The sequence below is a fragment of the Micromonospora sp. NPDC048830 genome (genome assembly GCF_043198215.1).
GTDB lineage: Bacteria > Actinomycetota > Actinomycetes > Mycobacteriales > Micromonosporaceae > Micromonospora.
The window spans coordinates 24,841-39,661 of record NZ_JBICUP010000052.1; the positions used below are offsets into that span (position 1 = coordinate 24,841).

Consider the following 14,821-nt stretch of genomic DNA (forward strand, 5'->3'; position numbering starts at 1 on the left):
TCGTGTTCAGTCGCAACGGCGCCCGCTGCGCCTCATCGGGCGGCGGTGCCGGATGTCCCACTCGAGAGCAGGAGGAGATGACAGTGCTCAGACGACGGTTGGCGCAAGCAGGTGTCGCGATCGGCATGTTGGCGGTGGCCGTGCTGGGGTTCAGCCCCGCCGCGAGTGCCTCTCCCACCAGTTTCGTCGCCAAGGCGGTCCACGCCAACGGGGCCGGTGCGCTGGCGGTCCAGGGCACCGGCGGGCTGGCCTGGTACAGCAGGTCCGTCACGCTTACCTCGGTGACGTTCTATGCCAACGCCGGCGAATGCGGATACCTCGCGGCGGAGGGCTGGCAGGGGTCGACCCTCATCGACGTTGTCTACCGTCCGGCCGAGGGTGGCAACTACTACTGCGGCGGCGCGACCGGCCAGTGGTTCACCATCGGCAACGTTGCGCTCGACGGCAGTCAGGTGTCCGGTGGGATCACCCAGGTCAGGGTCTACGCCGTCGACTTCTACCACTACGTGAGGGGGTACGCCTACTGCAGCAGAACCAGCTCGGCGTGCACCAGCGGTCAGCTCTAGGCCCGGCCTGACAGGGCGTCGAAGCCGGGCGAGGTGCGCGGCGAAGCAGGAACGCCCCCAGGCTGTGACGGTCCATCCCGGCGGCATTCGGATTCGGTCGGTTTGCGCCGGCCTGATTGCCGCGTCGGGTTCAGTCGAGACGGCACCCGCTGCGCCTCATCAGGCGGCGGTGCCGGATGTCCCACTCGAGAGCAGGAGGAGATGACAATGCTCAGACGACGGTTGGCGCAAGCAGGTGTCGCGATCGGCATGTTGGCGGTGGCCGTGCTGGGGTTCAGCCCCGCCGCGAGTGCCTCTCCCACCAGTTTCGTCGCCAAGGCGGTCCACGCCAACGGGGCCGGTGCGCTGGCGGTCCAGGGCACCGGCGGGCTGGCCTGGTACAGCAGGTCCGTCACGCTCACCTCGGTGAAGTTCTACGCCAACGCCGGCGAATGCGGATACCTCACGGCGTGGGGCTGGCAGGGATCGGCGTTGCTCGACACTTACGAGACCGGCCTCTACTGCGGCGGCTCGGCCGGCCAGTGGTTCACCATCGGCAACATCCCGCTCGACGGCAGCCAGGTGTCCGGCGGGATCACCAAGGTCGAGGTCCTCGTCGATGACTACTACCACTACGTGACCGGGTACGCCGAATGTTGGAGAACCAACTCCGTGTGCACCAGCGGTCAGTTCTAGGCCCGGCCTGACGAACGCCGAAGCCGTGCGAGGGCGCACGGCTTCGGCGCCGCCAGGAGATCCGGTACGCCGGCAGCGCCGGTGACCAGGCCGGCCGCCCCGGCTGCCCGCCCGCGCCCCAGTGACCTATGCATTTCTATATCTACATGCATTGCGGTGGCGCCGTGCCAGCCCGCGCGGGTACAGGACGGTCGGCGGCCGCTCCCCGGCACCTGTTTCCCGTGAAGAGGTGTTCATGATCGCTAACTCCTCAGCGCGTCGTCGCACCCTGCTGGCCGCCGCCGCTGGTCTCGTCGTGGCGCCCTGGGCGGCGGCCGGAACCGCGCACGCGGCGGTCCCGAAGGTCTACCTCGACCCCGGGCACGGCGGCACCGACCCCGGCGCCGTCGGAAACGGCCTGACCGAGAAGGCCCTCACCCTCAACATCGCGCTCCAGACCCGGGACATCCTGAAGGCCAACTGGAACGTCGACGTGCGGATGTCCCGCACCAGCGACGTCACCCGCAGTCTCACGTACCGCACCGACGACGCCAACGCGTGGGGCGCCACGATCTTCGTCAGCATCCACATCAACTCCGGCGGCGGTACGGGTTTCGAGAGCTACCGCTACCCGGGGACCACCGGCAACACCGCCGCCCTGCACAGTGCGGTCCACTCCCGGGTGCTGTCGGGCATGCGCACCATCGGATCGGTCACCGACCGCGGTCAGAAGACCGCCAACTTCCACGTGCTGCGCGAGACCGTCATGCCCGCGGTCCTGACCGAGAACCTGTTCATCGACACCGTGGCCGACGCGAACCTGCTCAAGCGCGCCGACTTCATCACCGCCACCGCCCGCGGGCACGCCAACGGCATCGCCGCCTACCTCGGGCTCTAGGTTGCTGAGTCGGTGACTCGCCTGTAGTTCGCGGCGGACCTCGTCCGTGGCCCTGCTTCATCGCGTGCGGGGTGGCTGCTCGTCCATGCCGGCAGCCAAGAGCCATGGTGGGCGAGAAGGATGCCAATGCCTGTTGTGCGGGGCGCCGCACCTCCATGATCAGCGGTGGTCCAGGCGCGCCAGGGCGGGCGTGGGCGAAACAGTGAAGCCTCATCGATCACCCTAACTTCCGCGTCTGCCCGGGGGGTAGTCGGTGTCAACCAAGGCGGAGCATGCGTCCGCGGCACCCGATCAGTGCGGGTGGCGCCGGTACTCGTTCGTCGAGGAACGCATGCGGATAGCGGGCAGGTGTCGGCGGCGTACGGGTCAACGTGTGCAACCGGGTGCAGCTGAACGTGCCCACCGTCGCGCAGACGGCGGAGGCACGTCCGAGCCTCCAACTGCGGCGATCCGGCCAGCGGATTCAACGAGACCCACAGGAACGGACGGGCGGTCATGGTGACGCTCTGTTGCCGGCGGGCCGGTATCGACCCTATGGTGCATCCGCTTCTGCCGAGATGAGTACACGGATCATGACGGATGGCGTTGAGGTCGACATGCAGCGAAATGCCGATGCGCAGTTGGCGGGGAACTTGACACAGGTCATCACCGCCGGGAGAGGATAAGGCGTGAGGGCAACCCTTTCGACGCCGCCTGCCATCCCCGCCGGAACCCTCGCCGCCGGCCCGCAACCGATGCTTTCCGCCCCGGGTGGCCTGCTCTTGCGACCCTGGGAGCCTTTCGACGCAGCAGTTTTCCTCGCTGCTTACCAGAACCCCGAGATCCAGCACTGGCACACTCGCCAACCCGCATCTGAAGACCAGGTCCGTGAGTGGTTCGAACAGTATCGCCAGGCCTGGGCGCAGGAGACGGGCGCGAGTTGGGCGGTGACCCGCGGCGGCAATGAGGTGCTGGGGCGCATCGCCATGGGCGGAATGAATCTCGATGATGGTGTCGCAGGGTGCGCATACTGGGTGCTCCCGGCCGCCCGTGGAGCAGGCGTGGCGTCCCGGGCGCTGACGGCCCTGAGCGTCTGGGCACTCGGCGAGGCCGGTTTCCACCGTCTGCATTTGGACCACTCGACCCACAACCATGCCTCCTGCCGCGTCGCCGTCAAAGCCGGGTTCCTACTGGAGGGCACCAAACGCAGCGATGCCATCCACTCCGACGGCCGGCACGACATGCACCTGCACGCCCGCATCCGAGGCGACGAGCAACTCGCCTGATGTCGGCTTGCCTCAGCAGTCCACCGGAAAGCAGGTATTGCCCTTATGACAGTTAGTCGGCGGACCGACGCACTGTCATGCCGCGATCCGCGCGTCACGTAGCGTGAGCGTAGACGGCGCCCCTGCAGGCGCCCGGAACTGCCGATGTGCGGACGTCGCGGTCGCGTTCAGTCCGACGAAGGCTCCGGACAAAGAAAGGACCCAACACCGGCCACGCCTTGACATGCGGTGACCGGTCCCGGGCGGCGGATAATCGGTCGACCGGGCGCTCTCCAGTCCCGATACTCGCAGCCGTGATCGCGTTGCCGGTGCTGTGGCTGTTCGGGGCGTCGGGGGTCGGGAAAACCACCGTTACCTGGGAGTTGTTCGTCCAGCTCGCCAAGGAGGGCATATCCACTGGCTACGTCGACATCGACCAGCTCGGGATGTGCTACGCCCCGCCGACGCCGCACCACTGGGCACTCGAGCCCGCCGACGATCCGGGCCGCCACCGGCTCAAGGCTCGTACCCTCGACCAGGTCGTGGCCAACTTCTGGGACGCGGGTGCCCGGTGCGTGGTCGTCCCGGGCGTCACGGACCCGGTTCGCGGGGTGGACACCGACCTCGTACCGCATGCGGCGCTGACCACGTGCCGGCTGCGCGCCGATCCGGCGGAGCTAGGCCGGCGGCTGGCTGCCCGCGGCCGCCCGACTGTTGACGATTTCGCTGAGGAGTTCGCGTACGCCGATGCCCTCGACCGGGCCTTCGCGACCGAACCGTGCGTCGACACCACCGGGCTCACCGTCGCGCAGGTCGTCGACCTCGTCCGGGCACGAACCAGCTGGCCCGATTTAGCGACGCCAGCCGTGCGGCCGCACCGAACCCGGGAGGTACCAGACCCCACGCCGGGCGAAATCCTCTGGCTGTGCGGACCGGCCGCCGTCGGCAAGTCAACCGTCGGCTGGCAGGTGTACCAGCAGGCCCGCCGCGCCGGTGCCAACGCCGCGTTCGTCGACCTTGACCAGATTGGCTTCCACCGCCCGGCCCCGGCCGACGACCCGGGCAACCACCAACTCAAGGCGGCCAACCTCGCCGCCGCGTGGCGGACATTCCGGGCCAGCGGGGCGGCATGTCTGATCACGGTCGGCCCGCTCGACCGGCCGGAGGATTTAGCCGCGTACACGGCCGCGCTGCCCGCCGCCACGATCACGCTGTGCCGGCTACAGGCCAGTCGGCGAGTGCTGGGCGACCGGGTCGCGCGCCGCGGCCGAGGCCTCACCCCGACAAGGGGCCTGGCCGGCGACGAGCTGATCGGGCAACCGCAGGCGCGGCTACGCGAGATCGCCGAGCAGGCGGCGCGGATCGTCAACGCCCTGGACGGGGTCGGAGATCTGCGAGTGGACACGGACGACCGGCCCGCAGACGAGATCGCCACAGAGATCCTCAGCCGTACCGGCTGGTCGTCGCTACTTCGGTGAGTCCGGCACGCATAGTAGGTACGCGTGTTCCGCGCCCACGTCGTTGAGCGAGGACGCAGTGCGCTTGGCCGCCTGCCGTCCGCACCACTCGACGTACGCCGGTGTGGTCGGGCGCGTGTAGCAGCAGCGACGATCACCATGCCAAAAACCAGCATCCAAGCCGCGAGCCGGGCACCGGTCCACTGATACTCCCAGAACCGCCTTAGCAGCGGCGTTGTCTGAGCCGACGATGCCAAGATCAGGTGTGGTCATCTGCCGCGATCCGGGCGGTGGCACAGCGTCCGCTCGAGCCGCGGACAGGGGAACTCGTTGAACTGCCGATTTCCGGACGAAACCTGGGCCAGCTACTAGTTAGGGCCGCGCCGGTCAGACGGAGGCGAGGAACGTCCGCACCCGCTCCATGAGCAGCGCGGACGCCTCCGGGTCGTACGCGTCGAGCGAGGAATCGGCGAAGAGGTGCTGGTCGCCGGGATAGACGAACAGCTCGGCGTTCGCCGTGGAGCCGGCGAGCTCGCGTGCGGCCGGCAGGTCCTCGTCGAAGAACTCGTCGCCCTCCTTGCCGTGGATCTGCACCGGCACGCCCTCGGGCCACGTCTCTCCGAATTCCGCGACCGGGAGGCAGGAGTCCATGAGGAGTGCCCCGCGGGCACCGGGCCGAGTCTGCGCGAGCCGCTGGGCGATCGTCACGCCGAAGGAGAATCCGGCGTAGACGAGCCCGGGGCCGAGTTCGTCGGCCGCGGCGGTGCCGCGCTCCCGGATCGCGTCGAGCCCCAACTCTCGAGCGAATCCGAACCCCTCCTCGATGCTGCCGAACGTGTGGCCGTCGAACAGGTCCGGCGTGTGCACGGTATGCCCGGCCTGTCGCAGGCTGTCGGCGAAGCTCCGGACCCCGTCGGTCAGGCCTTGAATGTGGTGGTAAAGCAGCACGTCGGTCACGGCGTTGAACTCCTTGCGAACGATCGAGATTTCCGGAACGTTCCGCGATGCTAGTCTGCCATGCCATGGCCGACAACCCCCCGGACTACGAGCTAGCCGATCGGATGGCGCTGACCAGACCGGACCAGGTGAAGGCCATCGGCCACCCGCTCCGCACCACGATCCTGCAGCTCCTCCACGAGCGGGCCGCGACCGTCACCGAGCTCGCGGCCGCGGTCGAGCGCCCGAAGAGCACGGTCGCGCACCACGTGGGAGTGCTCACCCGCAACGGCCTGCTACAGGTGGTGCGGACGCGGAAGGTGCGGGCGATCGAGGAGCGCTTCTACGGACGCACCGCGCGTATGTTCCACGTGGCAGCGGAGTCGTCACCCGCTGGCGAAGAGCTGCCGGGCGACTTCAACGACTTCGAGGTGGCTGCACGCGAGTCCGCGAAGGCGTTCGAGCAGGGAAAGCTCTGGGGCTTCATCCGACATGCGCGCATCTCGGAGGATCAGGCCTCTCAGTTCTGGGACCAGATGGCGCAACTGGTGGATGAGTTCGACCGGATGCCGAGGTCCGGCGAAACCATGTACGGGTTCGCGATCGGCATCTACCCCACCGACCACCCGGCCCTGCCGACAGCGGAGTGAACACCTACTCGAGAATCGCGGACGGCCGGCTCGTGCACCTGGTCATGCTGGCTGGTGCCCGCACCAACGGCGGCATCCTCATTTAGCCGCGATCCGTGCGGCAGCTCGGCTGCCAAACAGTCACCCTTGATGATTACTGATCTCGGCTCGAGCCGGACAGCGATGGTCGTTAAGCCGATGGTCGGATGGACGGCAGGGTCACGTACTGCCGGGGTAAATCGTTCAACGTCGCTATGAAGCTGGGTTCGTTCGGGCGTACCCGGTTGGGCACGTTGGCTCGCACGCCGACAGCAGGCCCCCGGACCACGCCGAGGGCCTGTGAGATTGTGGACGGGTCAGCCGAGCGGGCCGATGCCCTTCGCCAGGTCGACGAAGCCTCGCCAGCTTGTCGGGGTGAAGGTCAGCGTCCCGCCGTCCCGATTCTTGGAGTCGCGGACGAGGACGACGCCGGGAAGATTGTCGGCCACCTCGACGCAGTCGCCCTGGTTGTTCCCGCTCTTCGTGCTCTTGCGCCAGTGGGCGCCGCTCAGGTCCATGATCGTGCCGCTTCTCTGATGAGGTCCAGGGATTGCGCCCGCGACAGGGCCTCGCCGCGAACCCTCTCCCACCGTCGATCCAGGGTAGCAACGTCCATCGTTGCCTGGACGAATCGAGTGTCGGCCTGGCTGTCTACGTGCCCGACGCTCGCCGTCGGGCAATTCGGCGATGGTGAACGGTCCGGCGAGTCCCAGGTATATGCCGACCATCGCGATGGAAGTGACCTTGAACGCTGGGTAAGGCCGCGCACTCGGCGGGATAGGTGAGTCGGTCGGTCATCACCGCCCGGTCGCTCCCCAGGATTACCTGTCGGCTGATCCGATCCGTCACGAGGTCGTTCACCTCGGCGGACGTCAGCGCTTCTCCCGAAGCGCGGTTGATGGGTCAAGGCTTTGAACCGCCGGTGCCGCTTTCGTTCGTCACGCCGCTAGTCACTGTGCCTGAACCTGCGTTACGGCCCCACGAACGCCTCAGGCCCCCGACAGTGCCGGAGGCCCGTGGTGTGTGACGTCGTCAGCCGACTGCGCCGATCTCCTTCGCCAGGTCGACGAAGCCTCGCCAGCTTGTCGGGGTGAAGGTCAGCGTCCCGCCGTCCCGATTCTTGGAGTCGCGGACGAGGACGACGCCGGGAAGGTTGTCGGCCACCTCGACGCAGTCGCCGCCGTTGCTGCCGCTCTTCGTGCTCTTGCGCCACCGCGCACCGGTCATGTCCATGAGGCTGCCGCTTCTCTCAGGATGTCCAGGGAACGTCCCCGGGGAAGAGCCTCGCCCCGTATGCGCTCCCACCGTCGCTCCAGGGTAGCAAGGTCGGAAGCCTGGTCGATGATCTGCGCGCGTGCTTGGCTGTCGACGTGCGCCGCGCGAGTCCCGCCGGGTAGTTCAGCGAGGGTGAACGGCCCATTCAGCCCCGGATGCGCTGGCGCGTCGCCCGGCACGATGTGGAGCTGGACATTCGGCAGCTCGGCCCAAGTCACGAGTTGGGCGAGCTGCGTAGCCATGAGGCTCCGGTCCGCTGTGACCGCGCGACGAATGACCTGCTCGTCCATCACTGCGACGAACAGCGGCCCACGACTACGGGTCAGGACCTTTTGCCGGGCGATGCGCGCCGAGACCAACTCGTCTACTTCGGTTGGGGTTAACGCCTCCCAGGCGAGCGTTGCGCGAGCATACGCCTCGGTCTGAAGTAGACCCGGCACCCAGGCAAGCTGATAAGCCCGCAGCGCGACCGCCTCACGCTCGATATCTAGCCACGGCCGAAACCACACCGGCTCTCGGCGCCGTAGTGCGTCGGGCCAGAGGTCCGCGATTTCCCGCCCGAGGACCGCAGCGACCTGTGCACGATGTCGAGATTGCGGGATGCGTCCCGGGTTTGCCCAGCGCGCGACCGTCTTCGGGTCGACACCTATCTGAGCTGCGAGGCTTTCGGCGGTCGCTCCAGCGGCGGCCATGGCCTCTACGACAGCATGGTTCATCCCGCGTCCTTTCAGGACGTCCCGAATCTTCCGGAGCCATTCGGCTACGTGGTGTGATTGCGCCACAACAGTCGGCAGGGTGTCAACAGGACGGCGCGTTCGGTGGAGGCCACAACCCGGCGGGCGCGCCCTGTCACTGGGGGCCGCCGTGGTTTCCGCCGACGACGCGGCGGCCCCTCTCCAGTCGACTAGAGAGGGGACCCGATGGGTGGGCGTCACCGTGTCCGGCACGGCCGACACCGGGCACCGCGCCGGGCAGGCCACAATGATCGCAAGCCGAAGCCCGAGCCGGAGTTTGAGCGTCCGCCGGCCCGCCACCGTCCACCGCTGGTCGGCCCGATGGTTCCGCCGCCGCGGGTGCCCCGCTACGACGTCGCGACCCAGGTCCTCTGGCACCTGGCCGGCGAGCTGCGTACCCCCGCCCAGATCCTGCGCGGGCACGGGGGCGCCCGGTGACCACCCGCGCGATCAAGGCCGGCGACGTCCTTCACCTGACCCGCGCCGCCAGCCCGCAGTTCGTACGCCCGATCTTCGTGCGGGTGATCCGCGAGCTGGGGGACCGGCACACGTACCACGGGTGGACGTGGATTCTGGCGTACGAGCTGAACGGTCGGGGCGACGCGACGCGCCAACGCGAGCTGTTCGTCCGGCGCGAGGGGCTGAGCTGGCCGGCGCCGGCCCCGCAGCCGGCGACCCCGGCGGTCCGCCGGCCCGTGCGGGGCGCGAATCGGGTACGGGTGTCGGGGTGAGGCACCGTCGGGAGCACCTGCCGACCCGCCCCACCTGGCGCTGCCAGGCGTGCGGGATCGCCTGGCCGTGCTCGCCCGCGAAGCTGCGCCTCCTCGGCGAGTACCGGGGCGACCGCGCCGCCCTCGGCGTCTACCTGGCCGGCCTGATGGTCGAGGCCGCCGCGCAACTGGCCGAGCTGGACCCGGGTACGCCCCCGGCGGCTCTGACGGACCGCTTCCTCGGCTGGATTCGCCCGCGCGGGTGACCCGAACCGCACGGGACCGCCCCGCGCCGTCCAGCGCCTGGACGGTGCGGGGCGGTGACCCGTGGGTTCTGTGGTGGCGGTAGCACAGACGGGGCAGCTCCACAGGGGCCGAACACACCCCTACCCACCCGTCCCGGCGCGCCGGGCGCCCGTCCCGGCGCGCCGGGCGTCGCCGCCCGCCGACGATCCGTCAGTCCTCGGCGCGCCAGCGGTAGAACTCCCTGGCCAGCGAGTCCTGGTGGTCGCGCCAGGTCTCCGGCTGGTACGGGCTGATGTAGGGGGCCAGGTCCGCCATGATCTTCGCGAAGGCCGGCTCGTCCTGGTGGCGCCGCATGTCCTCGGCGGCGGCAATGTTCTGCTCCAGCAGGTGGACGTACACGTCGTCGATCGAGTAGAGCCAGCGCCCGCTGACGCCCAGGTCCCTCGGCAGCGACCCGGCGTCGGACTCGGCGAAGACGCGCGCCACGTCGGACTCGGCGCCGGGCTTGATCCGGCCCACGATCACTGTCAGCGTCGTGTCCTCCGGCTCCTGACCGTCCGGCGCCCAGTGGTAGAACTCCTTCGCCACCGAGTCCGACGGGTTCTTCCAGTACCTCGGGTACGGCGTCACGTACGGCGCGATCTCCTCGGCGATCTTCTGGAACGCGGGCAGCCCGCGGGTCTGGCCCGAGATCCTGGGATCCTGCTCCCGTTCGATGACGTGGATGTAGAGGTCGTGGTGCGACAGCAGGCGCCGCCCGATGACGCCGAGGTCCTGCGGCCGGGTGGCCCTGTCGTAGTGCCCGAAGACCGGGCCGACCTTGTCCTCGCTGCCGGGGACCATGCGGCAGACGATCACGTTGCGGAAGACCATGACGACTCCTTGACTGGGATGGGGAAGCGGGGGACGGGATCAGGCGGTGAACCGGACGGGCAGCTCCAGCAGGCCGCGGAACGGCGACGCCGCCGGCAGCCGGCGCAGCTCCTCCGCCGGCACCGCCAGTCGCAGATCCGGCAGCCGGCGCAGCAGCGCCGAGATGCCGATCTGCGCCTCCATCCGGGCCAGCGAGACCCCGAGGCAGTAGTGCACGCCGTGGCCGAAGCCGATGTGCGGGCCGCGCTCGCGGGTGAGGTCCAGCCGGTCCGGGTCGGCGAAGTGCGCCGGGTCGTGGTTCGCCGCGTTGATGACCACGCCGACGACCGACCCGCGCGGGATGCGTACCCCCTGGTAGTCGACGTCCTCGACGGCGATGCGGGGGCTGGCCACCGGCAGCGGGCCGTCGAACCGGAGCAGCTCCTCGATCGCCGCCGGCAGCAGCTCCGGGTCGGCGCGCAGCAGGGCGAGCTGGTCGGGGTTGGTCAGCAGGGCCACCGTCGCGTTGCCGAGGAAGTCCGCGGTGGTCTGGTGCCCGGCGAACAGCAGCAGGAACGTGGTGGTGATCAGCTCGGACTCCGACAGCGTACCCTGCCGGTCGCAGGCCGCGATCAGGTCGCTGACGATGTCGTCGGCGGGCCGCACGCGCTTGGCCTGCACGAAGTCGGCGAGGTAGTGGTACAGCCGCAGCTGTGCCTCCTGCACGGCCGCCCGGTCCCGCTCGGGGTTCCTCGACGACCCGGACGTGCGGATCACCTGCGTCCAGTCGAGGACCTGGTCGTGGTCGGCCTTCGGGATTCCCAGCAGTTCCGAGATCACCTTCATCGGCAGCGGGATCGCGAAGTCGTGCATCAGCTCGGCCTCGCCCCGCGGGACGACCTTGTCGAGCAGGTCGTCCACGATCTCGGCCACGCGCGGGCGCAGCGCCTCGATGCGGCGCGGCGCGAACGCCTGGGACACGATCCGCCGCAGCCGGCTGTGCTCGGGCGGGTCGGAGTTGAGCATGTTCCGGTTCAGCGCCTCGGAGTTCGGCCCGAAGATCCGCAGATAGTGCTGGCCGGGCCCGTACAGGTCCTTGGACAGCCTGGGGTCGGTCAGCGCCGCCTTCGCGTCGTCGAACCTGGTGATCAGGTACGAGTCGAACCGCGGCCCCTTGACCAGGCAGACAGGAGCGTTCTCCCGCAACTCCGCGAAGGTGGGGTAGGGGTCGACGGCGAACTCGTCGGTGTAGTACTCGGACGCGGGCAGGACCGGCTCGGTCATGACGACTCCTCGCTGCGGACGCTGTGCAGCACCTGGTAGGTGTTCCGCTGGGCCGACTCGCGCAGGTCGCGGATCACCCGCAGCAGGTGGTCGCGGTGCTCGCTGCGGCCGAAGGCGTCCAGCCGCTCCCGGTCGGCCCAGTCGCTGATGATCAGGTAGCTGCGCGGGTCGTCGGCGTCGCGGACCAGGTCCTGGCGCAGACAGCCGTCCAGGCCGCGGATCTTCTCCGCCGCCGCCAGCCACTCCGCCTCGAACCGCTGCTCGCAGCCCTCCCTGGCGCGCATCGCGAGCACGGTCCGCACGGCGGTCACCGCGTACCCCCGAACACCAGGTGCAGGTTCTTGCGCAGCGCGTCGGCGTCGATCGGCTGGCTGCGGAAACCCACGTGCCCGTCGGGGCGGATCAGGTACAGGGCGCTGCCGGTGGCGCCGTACCTCGCGCGGAACTCGCCCGCGGCGTCGCGCACGACCGGCGGGTGGAGTATCGCCGGCACCTGGGCGTCGGGGCTGGCCAGCAGGTACGCCTCGATCTCCCCGCAGGCCAGTTGGCGGGCGTCGGCGCACAGCTTCTCCACCGCGGTCAGCTCCGCCTCGCCGGCCGTACGGTCCGCGTACACCAGCAGGGTGTGCCCGGTGCCGCGGGTCAGGTCGCGCAGCCGCAGCGGGTGGCCGACGCCCCGCCGCTGCAGGCCGCCCACGTCGGGGGCGAGGTCGCCGGGGCCGGGGCCGTCGCGCAGGGCGTCCGGGGCGGACAGCGACTCGCCGACGAGCGGGCTGCGGGAGTAGCTGAGCAGCATGCCCATCTCCTGGAGGAACTGCCGCTTCAGGTCGTCGCGGTCCAGTTCCTCGGTGAAGGCCATCCGCACCGCCCGCCCGACGATCTCCTCGCCCTCCGGGCGCCGCTCGGTCTCGTAGCTGGCCAGCAGCCCCGGCGCGGCGACGCCCCGGACGGCGAGGGCGAGCTTCCAGGCGAGGTTCCAGGCGTCCTGGATGCCGGTGTTCATGCCCTGGCCGCCAGCCGGCGGGTGCAGGTGCGCCGCGTCGCCGGCCACGAACACCCGCCCGTCGCCGTACCGGTCGACGATGCCGTGGCTGATCCGGAAGACCGACGACCAGCGCAGGTTCGACGCGCGGGTGCCGGGCGGGGCGAGGTGGTCCAGCGCGGCCTGTACGTCGGCGAGGGTCGGCGCGGCGAGTTCCTCGCTGAATCCGGGCGGGGCGTCCTGCCCGCCGGTCTGGGCGAAGAACCGGGGCGGGGCCAGGGTGGCGATGCGGTACCGGGACTCGCCGCGCAGCGGGACGCACACCAGCATGCCGTCCATCCGGCCGTCCGTGGAGTGCAGGAACCGCAGCAGGTGGCCCTCCGGCATGTCCCAGTCCACGTCGACGTCGCCGAGCATGAACAGCTGCGGGAACCGGCCCAGCCCGCCGGTGAACGTCAGCCCGAGCAGCTCGCGGACCCTGCTGTGCGCGCCGTCGCAGCCGACGAGGTACTTCGCGCGTACGGTCTCGGTGCCGCCGCCGGCCAGCGTGAGCGTGGCCAGCACGCCGTCGTCGTCCTGGGTGAACGCGGTCAGCTCGGCGCCCCGGCGGGGGCGCACGCCGAGGGTGGCCAGCCGCTCGGTGAGCAGGCGCTCGGTCTCGTACTGGGGCAGGCCCAGGTGCGCGTACGGCAGCTCCGGCAGTTCCCAGCTCATCCGGTGGGTCTGGACGCCGTTGACGAACACCATGTTGCCGGTCAGCCAGATCCCGGTGTTCATCGCGTCGCGTACGACGCCCTGCTCCTCCCAGATCTCCATCGTGCGGCAGTGGATGCCGATCGCCTTGTCGGCCTGCCCGGACGGGACGGGCAGCTGCTCGACCACCCGGCAGTCGATGCCGCGCCGGGCCAGTTCGACGGCGGCGGTCAACCCGGTGGGGCCCGCGCCGACGATGAGTACGTCCGTTGTCGTGTGCACGTTGATCTCCTTGCCCGTACTGGGTTCTGCTCGGCTGTCGTCGGGCGGGGCCGCCGGGTGGAAGAGGCGGCGCCGGAAGTCCTTGAGGAGGAACTGGGCGATCGGCCCGGCCTCCTCCTGCGCGTGTGCCGGGTTGCCGATCCAGCGGTAGAACTCCGCCTCGCTGCGCCACTCGGCGAAGATGTGGTGGATGTCCGAGTCGGGGGAGCGCAGCAGCTCCTCGCGCAGGTACCCGGGCACCCCCGCCATCCGCCCGGTGACCTCGGCGTACCCGCGCTCGAACTCCGCGCGCCGGGGCGCCGGGACGGTGACCTCGACGTCGACGAAGATCATCGACGGGGGGTGGCCGTCGGGGTCGCGCATCGCGCGGCGGTCGTCCGGCGCGGGCGCCTCGCACAGCGGGCGTACGGCGTCGGCGAGGCGCGCGGCGACCGGCCCGTTCTCGTAGTCGCGTAGCGCGGACTCGTCGGCCCACTCGGTGACGACGACGAAGGAGCGCGGATCGCCCGCGTCCTGGAGCAGTTCCCGCCGCAGGTTGCCGGCCAGGCCGCCGACCTGCCCGGCGACCGCCCGCCACGCGGATTCCACGGCGTGTTCGCACCCTGGGCGAGCGCGCATCCGGACCATTGTCCTGATCATGAAGTCCCCTTCGACGGCGTGCGCGAGACGATGGAGCTGGTGGGACGGGGATTGAGCTGCGCGGGACACCGCTCGCCTCAGCAGCGAGTCTGCGGACCCGCCGTCATCCGGGCGTCACCGCGCGTCGAGGCCTGTGCGTTTCCTGTGACAGCCCGTTGACACCCGCGTGCTTCCGTCCCGGCGGTGGGCGCCCGCAGCCCTCGCGTTTCTGACAGCTAAAATCGCCCGGTGAACACCTACTGGCACGTCGTTCTGCCGCCGCTCGGCGCCTGACCGGGCGCACCCGACGACGGTTTGTCCCTGGCCCACGCACCGACCTCCGGTGGGTCAGCTCTCGTGGTGCGCCCGTTTCGGATCGAGTCCAGGCCCATCCAGTGACGGAAGACCACGTTCGTGCCGAATCACACTCTTTCTTCGACCCCGACACGCCCGGTCGCCGGCAGCCGGCGCTCCTTCCGCGGCGGTCCCGCGCCCATCCTCGCCTCAGCCGTGCTGTGGGGAACGACGGGAACCGCGAGCTCGCTGGCGCCATCCGGGGCGTCGGCGGCGGCTGTGGGCTGCGCCGGTCTCACCCTCGGCGGCATCCTGCTCTTTCTCACCTCTAGACGCAACGCCGCTCGGTTAAGGTCCGGCGGGTGTTTCGCAATGGTTTGTGATGATGTCGATCGCGATGGTGGCTTTGTAGCTATGCCGGTCTACGT

17 protein-coding genes are annotated in these 14,821 nt (G+C 69.8%); 8 read left to right on the forward strand and 9 right to left on the reverse strand.

Features of this window, described 5'->3' with window-relative positions; translation table 11 throughout:
- Nucleotides 1-83 precede the first annotated feature (83 nt).
- The 5 genes from ACGFIZ_RS29605 to ACGFIZ_RS29625 all read left to right on the forward strand — a co-directional run bounded on the left by ACGFIZ_RS29605 (nucleotide 84) and on the right by ACGFIZ_RS29625 (nucleotide 4,840).
- Nucleotides 84-566, forward strand: a complete 483-nt coding sequence (locus ACGFIZ_RS29605) for a hypothetical protein (RefSeq protein ID WP_393425069.1) — start codon at nucleotides 84-86, stop codon at nucleotides 564-566.
- 207 nt (nucleotides 567-773) lie between these two features.
- Nucleotides 774-1,241: a hypothetical protein gene (locus tag ACGFIZ_RS29610; RefSeq protein WP_393425071.1), complete on the forward strand. Its 468-nt coding sequence runs from the start codon at nucleotides 774-776 to the stop codon at nucleotides 1,239-1,241.
- Between the two features lie 235 nt (nucleotides 1,242-1,476).
- On the forward strand, nucleotides 1,477-2,118 hold the full coding sequence (locus ACGFIZ_RS29615; RefSeq protein WP_393425112.1) for an N-acetylmuramoyl-L-alanine amidase: 642 nt from the start codon (nucleotides 1,477-1,479) through the stop codon (nucleotides 2,116-2,118).
- 668 nt (nucleotides 2,119-2,786) lie between these two features.
- Nucleotides 2,787-3,383 carry a GNAT family N-acetyltransferase gene (locus tag ACGFIZ_RS29620; protein ID WP_393425074.1) on the forward strand — a complete coding sequence of 199 codons (597 nt, stop codon included), beginning with the start codon at nucleotides 2,787-2,789 and terminating at the stop codon, nucleotides 3,381-3,383.
- Between the two features lie 293 nt (nucleotides 3,384-3,676).
- On the forward strand, nucleotides 3,677-4,840 hold the full coding sequence (locus ACGFIZ_RS29625) for a hypothetical protein (protein ID WP_393425077.1): 1,164 nt from the start codon (nucleotides 3,677-3,679) through the stop codon (nucleotides 4,838-4,840).
- Nucleotides 4,841-5,206: 366 nt separating this feature from the next.
- Here ACGFIZ_RS29625 and ACGFIZ_RS29630 read toward each other — a convergent pair whose 3' ends face one another.
- The gene (locus tag ACGFIZ_RS29630) at nucleotides 5,207-5,776 is read right to left on the reverse strand and encodes a dienelactone hydrolase family protein (RefSeq protein WP_393425080.1); all 570 of its coding nucleotides are present in this window, start codon (nucleotides 5,774-5,776) and stop codon (nucleotides 5,207-5,209) included.
- 65 nt (nucleotides 5,777-5,841) lie between these two features.
- On the opposite strand from ACGFIZ_RS29630, the gene ACGFIZ_RS29635 reads away from it, so the two are divergent.
- A complete protein-coding gene (locus ACGFIZ_RS29635) occupies nucleotides 5,842-6,405 on the forward strand; it encodes an ArsR/SmtB family transcription factor (protein WP_393425083.1) in 564 nt (187 codons plus the stop codon).
- A gap of 335 nt (nucleotides 6,406-6,740) precedes the next feature.
- Here the strand turns inward: ACGFIZ_RS29635 and ACGFIZ_RS29640 are convergent, their stop codons facing one another.
- From ACGFIZ_RS29640 to ACGFIZ_RS29655, 4 genes are all read right to left on the reverse strand, one after another.
- Nucleotides 6,741-6,941: a DUF397 domain-containing protein gene (locus ACGFIZ_RS29640; protein ID WP_393425086.1), complete on the reverse strand. Its 201-nt coding sequence runs from the start codon at nucleotides 6,939-6,941 to the stop codon at nucleotides 6,741-6,743.
- Nucleotides 6,932-7,039, reverse strand: coding sequence for a hypothetical protein (locus tag ACGFIZ_RS29645; RefSeq protein WP_393425089.1), 108 nt, complete (start codon nucleotides 7,037-7,039; stop codon nucleotides 6,932-6,934). Before ACGFIZ_RS29645 ends, ACGFIZ_RS29640 begins: the two co-directional genes overlap by 10 nt.
- Nucleotides 7,040-7,455: 416 nt before the next feature.
- On the reverse strand, nucleotides 7,456-7,650 hold the full coding sequence (locus ACGFIZ_RS29650; RefSeq protein WP_393425092.1) for a DUF397 domain-containing protein: 195 nt from the start codon (nucleotides 7,648-7,650) through the stop codon (nucleotides 7,456-7,458).
- Entirely contained in the window at nucleotides 7,647-8,414 is a 768-nt protein-coding gene (locus tag ACGFIZ_RS29655; protein ID WP_393425095.1) for a Scr1 family TA system antitoxin-like transcriptional regulator, read from the reverse strand. The genes ACGFIZ_RS29650 and ACGFIZ_RS29655 overlap by 4 nt, the downstream gene beginning before the upstream one ends.
- 452 nt (nucleotides 8,415-8,866) lie before the next feature.
- Between ACGFIZ_RS29655 and ACGFIZ_RS29660 the strand changes: the two genes are divergently transcribed.
- Both ACGFIZ_RS29660 and ACGFIZ_RS29665 read left to right on the forward strand, forming a co-directional pair.
- Nucleotides 8,867-9,163, forward strand: a complete 297-nt coding sequence (locus ACGFIZ_RS29660) for a hypothetical protein (protein ID WP_393425098.1) — start codon at nucleotides 8,867-8,869, stop codon at nucleotides 9,161-9,163.
- Nucleotides 9,160-9,408: a flavin reductase gene (locus ACGFIZ_RS29665; RefSeq protein ID WP_393425100.1), complete on the forward strand. Its 249-nt coding sequence runs from the start codon at nucleotides 9,160-9,162 to the stop codon at nucleotides 9,406-9,408. Before ACGFIZ_RS29660 ends, ACGFIZ_RS29665 begins: the two co-directional genes overlap by 4 nt.
- Nucleotides 9,409-9,598: 190 nt before the next feature.
- Here ACGFIZ_RS29665 and ACGFIZ_RS29670 read toward each other — a convergent pair whose 3' ends face one another.
- From ACGFIZ_RS29670 to ACGFIZ_RS29685, 4 genes are read right to left on the reverse strand one after another with little or no spacing between them, the layout of a single operon-like run.
- A complete protein-coding gene (locus tag ACGFIZ_RS29670; RefSeq protein ID WP_393425103.1) occupies nucleotides 9,599-10,261 on the reverse strand; it encodes a TcmI family type II polyketide cyclase in 663 nt (220 codons plus the stop codon).
- 39 nt (nucleotides 10,262-10,300) lie between these two features.
- A complete protein-coding gene (locus tag ACGFIZ_RS29675) occupies nucleotides 10,301-11,524 on the reverse strand; it encodes a cytochrome P450 (RefSeq protein ID WP_393425106.1) in 1,224 nt (407 codons plus the stop codon).
- Nucleotides 11,521-11,835 (reverse strand): antibiotic biosynthesis monooxygenase family protein, encoded by a 315-nt coding sequence (locus tag ACGFIZ_RS29680; RefSeq protein ID WP_347669737.1) that lies wholly within the window; start codon nucleotides 11,833-11,835, stop codon nucleotides 11,521-11,523. Before ACGFIZ_RS29680 ends, ACGFIZ_RS29675 begins: the two co-directional genes overlap by 4 nt.
- A complete protein-coding gene (locus tag ACGFIZ_RS29685; protein ID WP_393425109.1) occupies nucleotides 11,832-14,120 on the reverse strand; it encodes an FAD-dependent oxidoreductase in 2,289 nt (762 codons plus the stop codon). The genes ACGFIZ_RS29680 and ACGFIZ_RS29685 overlap by 4 nt, the downstream gene beginning before the upstream one ends.
- Nucleotides 14,121-14,821: the final 701 nt, after the last annotated feature.

What these genes read in the sequence shown, in the direction of transcription:
- ACGFIZ_RS29685 (WP_393425109.1), bottom strand. Translation starts at nt 14,120, where the DNA reads ATGATCAGGACAATGGTCCGGATGCGCGCTCGCCCAGGGTGCGAACAC.
- ACGFIZ_RS29670 (WP_393425103.1), bottom strand. Translation starts at nt 10,261, where the DNA reads ATGGTCTTCCGCAACGTGATCGTCTGCCGCATGGTCCCCGGCAGCGAG.
- ACGFIZ_RS29655 (WP_393425095.1), bottom strand. Translation starts at nt 8,414, where the DNA reads ATGAACCATGCTGTCGTAGAGGCCATGGCCGCCGCTGGAGCGACCGCC.
- ACGFIZ_RS29615 (WP_393425112.1), top strand. Translation starts at nt 1,477, where the DNA reads ATGATCGCTAACTCCTCAGCGCGTCGTCGCACCCTGCTGGCCGCCGCC.
- ACGFIZ_RS29650 (WP_393425092.1), bottom strand. Translation starts at nt 7,650, where the DNA reads ATGACCGGTGCGCGGTGGCGCAAGAGCACGAAGAGCGGCAGCAACGGC.
- ACGFIZ_RS29675 (WP_393425106.1), bottom strand. Translation starts at nt 11,524, where the DNA reads ATGACCGAGCCGGTCCTGCCCGCGTCCGAGTACTACACCGACGAGTTC.
- ACGFIZ_RS29635 (WP_393425083.1), top strand. Translation starts at nt 5,842, where the DNA reads ATGGCCGACAACCCCCCGGACTACGAGCTAGCCGATCGGATGGCGCTG.
- ACGFIZ_RS29645 (WP_393425089.1), bottom strand. Translation starts at nt 7,039, where the DNA reads ATGGACGTTGCTACCCTGGATCGACGGTGGGAGAGGGTTCGCGGCGAG.
- ACGFIZ_RS29610 (WP_393425071.1), top strand. Translation starts at nt 774, where the DNA reads ATGCTCAGACGACGGTTGGCGCAAGCAGGTGTCGCGATCGGCATGTTG.
- ACGFIZ_RS29640 (WP_393425086.1), bottom strand. Translation starts at nt 6,941, where the DNA reads ATGGACCTGAGCGGCGCCCACTGGCGCAAGAGCACGAAGAGCGGGAAC.